Genomic DNA, 12,353 nt, shown 5'->3' on the forward strand with positions numbered 1-12,353 from the left:
CATGAAAAAAATTATTAAACCACTCATCACATGCTTGTATCTATTCCTTAGTGTAACTGTACTTTTTGCTTCTGAAGTAGAGAAAAAGTCACTTCTTTGGAAGATAAGCGGAAATGGACTTCAGGAAGATTCATTCCTTTTTGGTACCATCCATATCATCTGCGAAGATCAATTTCTGATGAATAAAAAAATCGAATCAGCCCTCGAATCGTCCAAGCTTTTGGTCTTGGAATTTGACATGACAGATCAAGAGCAAATGGGACAATTGCAACAATTGTCTATGAATCCAAATTTTGAAAATATAAAAGGTCAATTCGAAGAAGCTCAAGCTGCTGCTTTAGATGAGTTCCTAAAAGAGAATTATGGTGCAGGCTTGGATCAATTGGGGATTTTAAAGCCTTTTATTTTATCATCTATGGTCTTGATGAAGAGCTTGCCTTGTGAAAATCAAATTAGCTATGAGAATCATTTTATAGAAAAATCCAAAACTCTGGATTTAAAAGTAGATGGTTTGGAAACTGCTAAATCGCAGATGGAGATATTTGATAAGATTCCGATGAAACTACAAATAGATGAACTTGGAAAAATGATGCTGGAAGAAGATCGTGGCATGGGTGAGTTCAAAGAGTTAGTTGAAGCATATGTAAGTGAGGATATCGATACGCTCTATGACTTGATCACTGCAAGTGAATTATTCAGCGAATATGGCAATTTGCTTTTGGAAGATAGAAATAGAGCTTGGATTCCTAAAATAGAAGAGCTCATAAAAGAGAGCAGCGCATTCATAGCAGTTGGATCAGGTCATCTAAGTTCAGACACTGGTGTAATTCAGCTATTGCGAGATGCAGGATATACTGTTGAGGCAGTTGATTGATCGGACTAATTTCCTATAAAAAAAATAGGTTGGAATAACTTTAAATTTAAAAAAAGAGACAGGAAAACCTGTCTCTTTTTTATTGAAAAAGCTAGTTATGGAAAAGCCGGATCCTGAACTAAAGTAGGTTGCCCATCCTTAAATGACCGCTCTATTGCTTCCAAAGGGACTGGAAAAAACTCGTGAACTCCTTTTTGAAACTGGGCTGATGACAAATAAGATCTTTTGGTTTTCTCAACAGAGAGATATTGAGTCATCACACTTTCCGCTACCCCCCATCTCTGTAGATCAAAGAATCTATGACCTTCCATTGCGAACTCCAATCTATTCTCCATTCTAACTGCTTTTCTGGCTACATCTTGGTCTGTCCATGATGAATTGTATGTGTTGATCACATAGTTTGCAGCTGGTTCGCCATCTATTATTGTAAAATCATTCCTATCAGTACCTTGAATAGCACGAGGAACAAACCCATCAGGATTTGCAGCTCTGGTCCTGATTTGATTTACCAGTCCTCTTGCTCTTTCAAGATTTCCGAGCTCTACCTCTACTTCAGCCAACCAAAGGATTACCATTCCCAATCGCATAATCCTATAGTTATTTGCAGATAGCCTAGGGTTTGGTCCTATGCCAAAAAAGGCTGGTTCTGCTATATGTTTCTTAGGTGAATACGGACCTGCATAGGCTTGATCTCTGATAAAATCCCTGTTGTGGATCTTATAACCTTTAAATAAAATCCCTCTCCTACCTACTGTATGATCTAGTCTTGGATCAAGAGGATTTTGGTATGGAGTAAAAGTGGCATTCAAAGCTATTCCTTCATCACTGGTCACATCTTCATTATTGAAAGTATCCAGCAAAGGCAATCCATTTGCATCTGTCCGATAGGCATTTACCAAGTTTTGGGAAGGTTGATAAAATCCACAACATCCCCAAGGGTCAGTGTAAGGATAGTTCAATGTAGTTCCTTCATTGGCTGCTTGGGTAGTAGCGGAAGAAATTGAATATTGAATTTCAAAAATTGATTCTTCATTGTTCCTTCTACCTACAAGGAAGTTTTCTTCAAAAGTTGGCACCAATGAATACCCACCCAAAGTAATTATATCTTCCAATAGAGGTTTGGCTTCGCTCAATTTACCAATGTTTGCAGCTCCTGATTGAGGATCCCAGCCCTGAAACATTTTGGCTTTAGCCAAAAAAGCCATTGCAGCCCATTTTGTGGGTCTTCCGACTTCGGTCTGAGACTCTGGCAATACATTCATTGCTGCCTCAAAATCAGCTTCGATATTTGGCCAAATTTCCTTGTCGTTGGGAACTTTTGTACTCTCCAAATCTCCCAAATCAAAAGTTTCATCATCGATATACGGAGCTTTTCTCCACATTTTTCGCGCTTCAAAGTGATAAAACCCGCGTAAAAACCTTGCTTCAGCAATGATTTGAGCTCTTCTGGCATCTGAGATATCTTCCACTTGCTTTAGTGTGTTGATGGCGTCATTAGACCTTGCTATACCTTTGTAAATTGCACGCCATTTGTTTCTAATGTGAAGATTTGTGGCTTGAAAGTCAAAAGTCTCCAGAAAAGATTGCTCAGGTTGATCTCCAGCATCTGTTCCTTTATATGCATCATCAGATACTACCCCGCCAAAAACCCAGTTTTCTATAGTGCCATTCCATCCTGATTGATTTTCCAATCCAAATCCATCTAACATAGAATACGCTCCCAATAGAATTCCTTCTACACCTGCTGGGTTTGTCAACCCTTCTTCACTAAATTGCCCTTGTGGATCTGTTTCTAAGAAATCTTTGCTGCAAGAGAAGAAAACTACCCCAATCAAAATACTGACTACAAATATGTTTCTATATATATTTTTCATTTTTTCGATATTTAAGTTTAGAAAGTCACATTAACTCCAAGGATCAAATTCCGTGAAACCGGCATAAAACCTCCGTCAAATCCTAGCGTATTATTGCTGTTTGTTTGAATTTCCGGGTTGGTACCTGAATAATTGGTGATAGTAAACAGATTTTGTCCTTGGAAATACACAGATGCTCTGCCCATTCCCAAGTTTGCCAATTTATCAGAAGGAAGATTATAAGTCAATTGTAGATTTCTCAATCTGAAGAAAGATCCATCTTCGATAAAATAGGTAGAAGGCCTACTACTTACTTGATCATTGGAATCCATTATTGGAACTGTTCCACTTGGATTTGTCGGAGTCCATGCATCATACAAAGCTCTTTTGGACTTATTTCCTTGGAACGTATTGAAATCAGTCCAATATCTCATATAGTTGAATATATCATTGCCAACAGAACCATTTCCAAATAGTGTCAAGTCCCAATTTTTATAACCAATATTGACATTGATACCATAGATGAAATCAGGATGAGGATTACCGATTATTGTCCTATCAGCATCAGTAATAATTCCATCACCATTTACATCTTCTACCTTGAATTTACCGACAGCATTGTAATTACCATATGGAGGATGCGCCGATACTTCTTCTTGATTTTGGAAAATCCCCAAATTATTGTAACCAAAGAATGAGGAAATTGGGAACCCTTGTTGTGTAACTGTGACAGCTGGAATTCTTGTAGATGCTCCAAATAGGACATTATCTTCATTGTCAGTGAGTCTATCAACATTGTTTCTATACATCGAATAGTTTGCAGAGACATCCAATCGAAGATCTCCTCCCAAAAAAGTCTCCCTATATCCGAGGTTCAAATCAATTCCCTTATTGGTCATCTGTCCAATGTTAACAAATGGAGCAATGGCATCTCCATGTCCGTAGCTGATAGGAACTTGAAACAACATGTCTGTTGTAACTCTATTCCATAGATCAAATTCAAAGAAAAATTTTCCATCCAAAAATTCAGCATCAAGCCCTATATTGTTTGATGTAGTTGTTTCCCATCTTGCATTTGGGTTACCAAATCTAGCTGCATCAAATCCAAGAATCGGAGTAGATGATGAACCATCTAGAGGATAGCCTGAGTTAAATATGTTTGTCCTATAAGTTGTATAAGCATTGTAATCTCCAATTAGCTGATTCCCCGTCTTTCCCCAACCATATCGGAGTTTCATATCACTTATAAAGGGAAGGGAATTCTTTACAAATTCTTCATCTGAAAGCCTCCAACCTAAGCTGAATGCAGGAAAAGTCGCATTTCTTGATGCTTGTAGAAACCTTGAGGAAGCATCATTTCTAAGTATAAACTGAACCAGATATTTTCCATCATAATTGTAATTTATCTGGCCAAATTGGGAATACAGTCTGTAATCGTTCAGCACACTTCCGAAATTTGTAGCTGTATTTGGATCTCCCAAATCAAGGTACCCAATCACAGGGACTGTCTCAAACGCATAGCGCTGTCTTTGGCCACCAAAAATCTCCCCAAATTCTTTGATTGCTTCAATTCCTACAAACACATCAAAATTATGGATATCATTGAAGGTTTTGGAATAGTTTACTGTGTTTGACCAAACCCATTGATACATGTAATCATGTTCGGAGGTAGAACTGTTTACAAAATTTCCCTCCACATATTCTGGTTGAGGTCTTCCAATAAATCTCCCGCGATGGGTATTGGCATCAACACCAAAGCTTGTTTTGACTTCCAAATTTTCTATGATCTCATAAGAGGCATAAATATTACCAAAAGCTCTCAAAGAGAGATTCCTATTGTCACTCGCTCTTGCAAGCACAGCTACTGGATTGAAGTTGTTTCCAAGATTTGATCCTCTACTGCCTGCAAAATTCCCCATAATATCATAAACTGGTAGCAATGGATGCTGTAAAGAAGAGCTAAAAACAGCATTTTGTTCTGCATTGTTTCCTGCAACCCCATTTCCAAATCCACCTCTTCGATTTCCAACTGTGACAGAAAGATTCTCACCGATAGTAAGCTTGTTTTTCAAAGCTTTGAATTCTGTATTTGCACGGACAGAATACCGATCATAACCAATGTCTTTGACAATACCTTCTTGATTAAAGTAGTTGACCGAAAGCGCATATCTGCCATTTTCTGTACCACCGGTAGCAGTGATTTGATAGCTTTGTATTGGAGCAGTCTGTGTTACCTCATTCCACCAATTGGTATCAGCTGACCTTGTTATGGGATATATATTACCAGGTTCCAATGCGTACAAATTTGGATTTACCCTTGGGTCTCCTTCCATGGCTCCACTTGGGAATACATAATCAGGAATCCCAACTTCACCATTAGCACCCCAAGAGTATTGACCATGGGTTGGAGTTCTTCCATGAAGTGTATTGGATAGATAAAGGTACCTTCCTAGTTCTTCCGCATTTAGTGGGTCAGGACTTCTATCTGCTTTTTGAGAACCATAAAATGCATCAAATGAAATCGTAGGCTTGCCTACTTTCCCCCTTTTGGTTGTAATAATTACTACTCCATTGGCTGCCCTTGATCCGTAGATTGATGCTGATGAGGCATCTTTCAGAATCTGAATAGATTCTATATCATTAGGATTGAGATTGCCTTGGTTTTGCGTAGGGACTCCATCTATTACATAAAGTGGATCATTGTTATTGATTGTGCCAAAACCACGAATCCTAACAGTTGCCCCACCTCCTGGTGTAGCATCATTGACTACTGTCACTCCTGCCGCTCTACCTTGAAGTTGCTGCGCAAATGTAGTAGCAGGCATTGAGAGTAAATCATCAGAACTTACTGATGCTACTGCTCCAGTAATGTCTTTTCTTGACTGGGTTCCATATCCAGTTACCACAACTTCCTCAAGGCCGCTTATAGATTGGTCTAGCTTGACATTGATAGTAGACTGACTTCCCACTCTTAATTCTACATTCGTAAATCCTATAAATGAAAAAACTAAAACAGAATTCTCATCGACGACATTTATCTCAAACTCTCCATCAATGTTGGTTACTGTACCTGTAGAGGTTCCTTTTACCACTACAGTCGCTCCTGGCAAAGGATCACCAAAATCATCTGATACGACCCCTTTGATCAATTTCTGCTGTGCCAACAGGGTAGTTCCTGAAAATATCAGGAATACCAAACACACAATTGTTTTCTTGAAAATGTTTAACATACGCTAGTTGTTTTGGGTTGGAAATTAAAATAAAATTATAATCAGATTTTTTATCTGCTCGGCAAATTCTAAAGTTGAAAAAATCAAAACTCATAGACAGGGAAGTAAAATAGAAAATGTTTAACTTCCTCCAGTTGATATTCAAACTACTAATGAGTCTTAATTTCAAAAATAAATTTATTCTTAAGATATTAATACTTTTCATAGTAAAATATAATTAAAATAAAAAAAACACAAAGTCTTAATACATTGATAATTTTTATAAACATCAATAATTCAAATATATATTTTTTTATTTATTAATATACACTAATCTAATTTTTTTATGTATTGATTATAACATCCATTATTTTAATAAACTAATCACAAATTTTTTGATTGAAAATTCTCTTATACAAGAATTTGTAGCACTATTTGAGTATCAAAAACTTTAGAAGGTTCAGGTTCTAGCACCTATCAAACAAAGGATTGTTGGAAAAAAATATGAGTATCCGCAATGTTGCACGTTGGCTAAGAAGCGGTTTTTTGTGTTGCGGATTCTCGTCACGGGACAACAGTCAACAGAACCTCAAAACATTCATCAATCATTCTATTGATTGGCTATGTGCAAGAAAGCGGATACACATAAAAAAATTACCGTCTATAGGAAAGTAACGCGAATGCATGCTAAGCGATTTAAAACTAATGAACAGCCTACTTCATCGAATGATCCACAAAAAAAGCTTGTGCACTCGGCCATCTTCACCTTCGATTGTAACCATCTCATCAGGCTTCCAGTTTCCCATATCATAATTATGGGTAATCAATTTTGTTCCAGGTTTCATCTTTTGGATTAGGGGTCTCAGCTTGAGGTTAAGGTCTGGCCAGAGATATAAGACCAAAACAGTCGCTTCGCTAAAATCAACGGCAAATAAATCTCCTTGGATAAATTCTACTAAATCTGAAACACCTTCTTGCGTAGCTAAAGAATCAGCCATCATTACCAATTCAGAATCGAGCTCCACTCCTACTGCTCTAGCTCCAAATTCTTTGGCAGCTGCAATTGGAATTCTCCCATCTCCTGATCCCAAATCATATAAAACATCATTTTTAGATAAGTCAGCCAACTTCATCATTTTGTTCAAGACAGACTGAGGAGTTGTGACATATGGCACTACATTGGCGAGATCACTTTCCAAACCTTGAGCAAATGCACTCGTGGAAAGTTCAACCTGAATTAAAAATAACAATATAAACTTATAACTTAACTTCATGTTCGTAATTGGAATTCAAAAGCATAGTGGATCCTAACCTAACGAATACCTTTTAACCTAAGTTATGATATGTTCAAATTTATTCTTTAGGCTTCTTTAGAAGTGAAGACACTGTTTTATCACAGCAAACTTGGCATTTCTCAGCTTTTGGATTAACTGACAAGGCTTTTCTCAAAGCTTCATCTCCATTATTGAACGGACCCAAATAATCTCTGTCTAAAGGATCAGGTATTTTTGGACATTCTCTTTCATGGACAAAATAAACGCCCTCTACATTACAATTCGAACTTAAATAAAAGAATTTCATATCTAAAATTGGTATTCCGGCCAAATGTACATCATCGAACACCCCAAAAAAATACCTACTAGTAGGTATTTTTTAAATTAAAATAAAATTAATTATATTTTTTAATAAAAAAATTACATAAAAAACTCTTTATTTTTAATAATTATCTCTTACATCCCTAATCCGCATAGGCATTGTATCTATTTTCCTCATTGTCTTTCCCCAATTCAATTTAGAGTCTTCTTTTAATTTTACTCCCCCATCCAAACCAATCAAAACCCAACAATCTTTTTTTGACCCCATTTTATATTTGGAGATTAATTCGTCCAGGTATTTTCCGGAAAAATCAACTTTTCTATTTGATTTGATCTCTTCACCAAAAATAAAATATACAATCTTCCTTTCTTCAATTTCTACCATTAGACTGTCTGGAAGTTCGTAGGTAGAATCATTTTCTTTTGGAAAATAAAGAACAATCCTATTTTTCCACCTCAGGTGATCCAAGTCTCTAATTGTATCCTGCGGCTGAATATCAAACATCAAAAAACAAAACATCAATAAACCCATAACACTAATATTTGAAATTAACTTACTTCTTTCTTAACTCAATCACTGTTATTTCTGGCCAAATCCCTACTCTGCCAGAAAATGCATGAAAACCAAACCCTCTATTGACATAAAGATACCTTCCTGACTCTTCGACCAAACCTGCCCAATTTGGATATCTATATTGTACGGGGCTCCATTTTAGAATTGGCGTTTCTATTCCAAACTGCATTCCATGTGTATGACCAGAAAGAGTAAGATGAATTTTACTTGCGTTATTCTTCACTTCCCTATCCCAATGAGAAGGGTCATGTGACAAGAGGATTTTGAACTCCTCTTTTCTTGTTCCTTCCAAAGCCTTTTGCAAATCTCCTTTGGACTGAAATCCAACTCCCCAATTCTCTACTCCTACCAAAGTAATCTCTTGACCATCTTTTTGGATTTTTACATTTTCATCCAACAACAACCTATAGCCCAATCTTTTGTGTTGGTCTTTGAATTTTTCAAAATTAGCCACCTTTTCTTTAGGTGAATTCCAACTCACATAATCACCATAGTCATGATTCCCAATGATCGAAAATTGACCATAAGGAGCTTTTATCTCCTTGAAAATTGATAACATCGGCTCGATTTCCTCAGCATGATGATTGACCAAGTCTCCCGTAAACACAAATAAATCTGAGTTTTGAGTTATGGCAAGATCTACTCCCTTCTAGACCGCTTCATAATTCTTGAAACTGCCTGCATGAATATCAGAAATCTGAGTGATTGTAAAACCATCAAAAGCTTCTGGCAAATCGTCAAAATATAGGGTTTCTTTATGGACTGTAAAATTGTATTTGCCCTTGGTGATTCCATATACAAAACTCGTCAATGGAACCAAAGAAACAGTTAGAGCAACTATACTCAACCATTTTACCCTAGCAGGAAATGTTGTTACTTCTTTTCCATTGAAAATATAAGATAAACCTGCTTGAAAATTTCTAACAACATCTTCCCCAAACAGAAAAATTACACAAACCAATTGAGTTACTACGAGTGTTAGGAATACATTTAAAACCTGCTGATGTTCATTACTTATCTCTCCAGCTTTGAAGATCCTATAAAATGTAAAAACAACCCAAAAACTGATCCCGGTGAAAACAACCCAGTATATAGTATAGGAAAAATTTTTGATTTTTATTGATTCCAAATCACCAATCAATGTCTTCAATGATTGAAAAACATACCAATTTAGAAAAGTGGAAAATAAGAAAACGGCAATAAGGAAAATTAAACCTCCAATTTGATTCATGAATTTGTTCTATATATTTATGGTTCCGGATATCCGTATTTTTACCAATAACCAAAGATTTAATTAACCCAAGTTTTACTTGAAACATCAAAAGTAAATGATAACCGAATTCGATTACCCTCTTTAGAAAACCTTCAAACTATTCTATCGGCATGCTTGCGGATAATCACATTGATTTATACAGCAATAGCCATAAAATAGTTCAGCTATATCCATTTGGAACATTTGAATTACCCAAAAAAATATGTATTCGCTTTCTTGAGAATAGCCAAAAGAGCTTTTGAATGCAAATCAATCTGAAATGATTTTAGATAAACACCGAAAGGTCAATAGTTATGGCAAAAACATATTTTAAAACTAAAGGAGCAAAAACATTTTTAATCTTAATTAAAAGAAAACAATAACGCTTCTGAAAATTCTCAATTGGAAATTTCAGAAGCGAAATAATTACTCTAGTTGCTTGATGATCACTTCAGAAAACAATCTTGACTTTCCTTTGCCACCATAAGTTCCATAAATAGGCAAAGTGTTCAATGGATGATAACTACAAGCAAGGGGGATATAATTTTGGTCAGAAAGTAAACCCAAGCTGGGATCCAACCCTACCCAGCCAGCTCCTGGTAAAAAGACTTCTACCCAAGCATGAAGCTCATGCCCTTCTGCTAATTCGGGATTGAAGGCATAACCACTTACAAATCTGGCTGCCATTCCCACTTTCCTCAGCATCTGTATCAAAAGCCAAGACAAATCCCGACAAGAGCCTTCTTTCATGTCAAACATCTCTTGCAAGGTCATCAAACCTTCTTCTTCCCTGATAATGTGTTTCCAGTCCTTATGAACATCAGCCACAAGAGCTGCCAAGAAAGAAATATGATCTCCTGAAACACTTTTTGCATTATTGATGCAAGTCAGAAGTTCATCATGATCATCTTCAACCTGTCTAAATAGATGCAAAGCTGGCAATAACTCCTCTGGATAACCAAAGTAATCGAAAGGATATACCAAACCACTTTGAAGTATAAATCCGTATGGATTAAAAGCAGTTATTTCCAACTTTAGTTTTGATTGAACTTGAAGGCTTGCTGTTGTCTCATTGAACCAAACTTGAAAATAAGAATTGCCCTCTGCATTGATTCTTTCATTTTTCCCCATCGGGTTTGGAGCAATGAGCAACTCTGATTCAAGAATCTTGATGTAACTTCTCTGTTGAGGAATCAATAACAAACTATGTGGATTTAGACTTACTTTTTCATCATACGAATACTTCGACAAATGATCTACAAGCAGTATCATAAAATCACATCTGGAATAAGCGTATCTTTTTCAAATGCTTTCTTCAATACATCAGCAGGTAGTTCTTTGATGGCTTCCCGTAGCCTTCCATTCCAAAATTCAGAAATATGCTGAAGTTCTTGCTGACTGAATCTTTTTTCTATGATGTTATAGGTGTCGTTTTCCAACACAACTGTATCAATAGGGAAATCTACATCATTCGCTGAAATTCTTGTTGCATCAAATGATAAGAAAGCACATTTCAAAGCATAATCCAAAGGCTCATCATAAGTTAAGGAGCGTTTTAGAACTGGGTTTCCTCCACCAGAATTCCCAATAATCACAAATGGGGTCCCTCTTCTGATTTCTATCCAGTTTCCTTGAGGATAAAGTAGATAGAGTTTTGGAGATTTATCTTCCTCAAGCTGACCACCAATGATGGAAAACAGATTGAAAGACAACCCTGCGGACTCCAAATGCTCTTTATCTTCCTGCGCGACGCGCTTTATCTGATCTCCAAATTCATTTACAGCTTTGTAGAGTTTGTTGAATTTATCATCTCTTTCTTCAATGATTTCAGAAAAATAAGTAATGGCCTTATCCCTAACAGATCGTAACCCTGAAGTCATGATAAAGAAAGAATGCTTCTTTTTATTGACTGTATATACTTTTTTGGAAGTAGTGGTTTCGCTGCCAGAAGTGATCCTTGTATCGGATAGACCTACTATACCGTGTTTTGTTTTAATACCTAGGCAAAATGTCATTATTGTTCATTAATTTGAGATACAAAATTATGTTTTATTTGAAAGAAATTTTGGTCAATCTCATTTGAGATTTTATTTATCTTCAATTGCATATCGTCTAAATACTCGTGAAGTCCAGAATTGATCACATCAGATACATCATCAAATTCCAATTTAGACCTTAATTCACCCATTGCTTTTTCAGCGCTGTTTCTGTAACCCGAAGCTCCTTCTCCTGTAATCTTTTGAAGACATTTTTCAGCTTCTACCAGGCAGAAAAACATGGATCTTGGGAAATACTTATTGAGAACCAAAAACTCAACAACGTTGGAGGAATCAATATTCCCATATATTCTTCTATAAGTATTGAATGCAGTCACTGATTTCAAAAGTGCTGTCCAATGCAAAAAATCCAATGGAGTTCCTATCATGGTGGGGGATGGAAGAATGATATGGTACTTGACATCAAGAATCCGACTTGTTTTGTCTGCCCTTTCGAGATACATTCCCAACTGTCTGAAATGCCACCCCTCAGTCCTTGCTACAGTGCTTTCTGCAAGTCCATAAAGCAATAATACCTGATTCTTTACCGATTCGAAAAACTCTCTCAAATCTTCAGCTTTCCATTCTTTTTTTGTGGATTTTTTTTGTACAAAATGATAAAGCTCATTCAACTTTTCCCAAGTTTCTTTCGTCAAGTTCTCTCTTATGATCCTTGCATTTTCCCTCGCAAAAGTAATGGAGGATATAATAGAATTCAGATTGTCTGAATCAAAGGTCAAAAAATGAATGACATTTTTTCGGTCAAACTTTAAGTTCTTTTTTACAAAAAGCTCATGATCTCCTGTTGCCAGCACAAGTGGTTCCCACTGCTCATTCATATCAGGAGGTAAGTCCATCGATAAGTTGATATTTACATCTATAAATCGGGCATAGTTTTCTGCTCTCTCCAAATATCTACCCAACCAATATATTGAATTTGCTACTCTACTTAACATATTT

11 protein-coding genes are annotated in these 12,353 nt (G+C 36.4%); 1 reads left to right on the forward strand and 10 read right to left on the reverse strand.

Annotated elements, in window-relative coordinates:
• Position 1: 1 nt before the first annotated feature.
• Positions 2–874 carry a TraB/GumN family protein gene (locus tag MM236_RS08900; protein WP_241274616.1) on the forward strand — a complete coding sequence of 291 codons (873 nt, stop codon included), beginning with the start codon at positions 2–4 and terminating at the stop codon, positions 872–874.
• A 95-nt stretch (positions 875–969) separates the two neighbouring features.
• On the opposite strand, the gene MM236_RS08905 is transcribed toward MM236_RS08900, so the two are convergent.
• The 10 genes from MM236_RS08905 to MM236_RS08945 form a co-directional block, all read right to left on the reverse strand.
• Positions 970–2,748 (reverse strand): RagB/SusD family nutrient uptake outer membrane protein, encoded by a 1,779-nt coding sequence (locus tag MM236_RS08905; protein WP_241274617.1) that lies wholly within the window; start codon positions 2,746–2,748, stop codon positions 970–972.
• Positions 2,749–2,765: 17 nt separating this feature from the next.
• A complete protein-coding gene (locus tag MM236_RS08910) occupies positions 2,766–5,957 on the reverse strand; it encodes a SusC/RagA family TonB-linked outer membrane protein (RefSeq protein ID WP_241274618.1) in 3,192 nt (1,063 codons plus the stop codon).
• A 698-nt stretch (positions 5,958–6,655) separates the two neighbouring features.
• Positions 6,656–7,210 carry an SAM-dependent methyltransferase gene (locus MM236_RS08915; RefSeq protein ID WP_241274619.1) on the reverse strand — a complete coding sequence of 185 codons (555 nt, stop codon included), beginning with the start codon at positions 7,208–7,210 and terminating at the stop codon, positions 6,656–6,658.
• 79 nt (positions 7,211–7,289) lie between these two features.
• Entirely contained in the window at positions 7,290–7,517 is a 228-nt protein-coding gene (locus MM236_RS08920) for a hypothetical protein (RefSeq protein ID WP_241274620.1), read from the reverse strand.
• 135 nt (positions 7,518–7,652) lie between these two features.
• Positions 7,653–8,063, reverse strand: a complete 411-nt coding sequence (locus MM236_RS08925; RefSeq protein WP_241274621.1) for a DUF4174 domain-containing protein — start codon at positions 8,061–8,063, stop codon at positions 7,653–7,655.
• Positions 8,064–8,085: 22 nt separating this feature from the next.
• Positions 8,086–8,736, reverse strand: a complete 651-nt coding sequence (locus tag MM236_RS19780; protein ID WP_369415201.1) for a metallophosphoesterase — start codon at positions 8,734–8,736, stop codon at positions 8,086–8,088.
• 18 nt (positions 8,737–8,754) lie between these two features.
• Positions 8,755–9,336, reverse strand: a complete 582-nt coding sequence (locus MM236_RS19785) for a hypothetical protein (protein ID WP_369415198.1) — start codon at positions 9,334–9,336, stop codon at positions 8,755–8,757.
• Positions 9,337–9,783: 447 nt separating this feature from the next.
• The gene (locus MM236_RS08935; RefSeq protein ID WP_241274622.1) at positions 9,784–10,629 is read right to left on the reverse strand and encodes a transglutaminase family protein; all 846 of its coding nucleotides are present in this window, start codon (positions 10,627–10,629) and stop codon (positions 9,784–9,786) included.
• A complete protein-coding gene (locus tag MM236_RS08940; RefSeq protein ID WP_241274623.1) occupies positions 10,626–11,372 on the reverse strand; it encodes a proteasome-type protease in 747 nt (248 codons plus the stop codon). The genes MM236_RS08935 and MM236_RS08940 overlap by 4 nt, the downstream gene beginning before the upstream one ends.
• Positions 11,372–12,349, reverse strand: coding sequence for an alpha-E domain-containing protein (locus MM236_RS08945; protein ID WP_241274624.1), 978 nt, complete (start codon positions 12,347–12,349; stop codon positions 11,372–11,374). The genes MM236_RS08940 and MM236_RS08945 overlap by 1 nt, the downstream gene beginning before the upstream one ends.
• Positions 12,350–12,353: the final 4 nt, after the last annotated feature.

Origin of the sequence: Belliella calami, from assembly GCF_022549695.1 — a bacterium.
GTDB lineage: Bacteria > Bacteroidota > Bacteroidia > Cytophagales > Cyclobacteriaceae > Belliella > Belliella calami.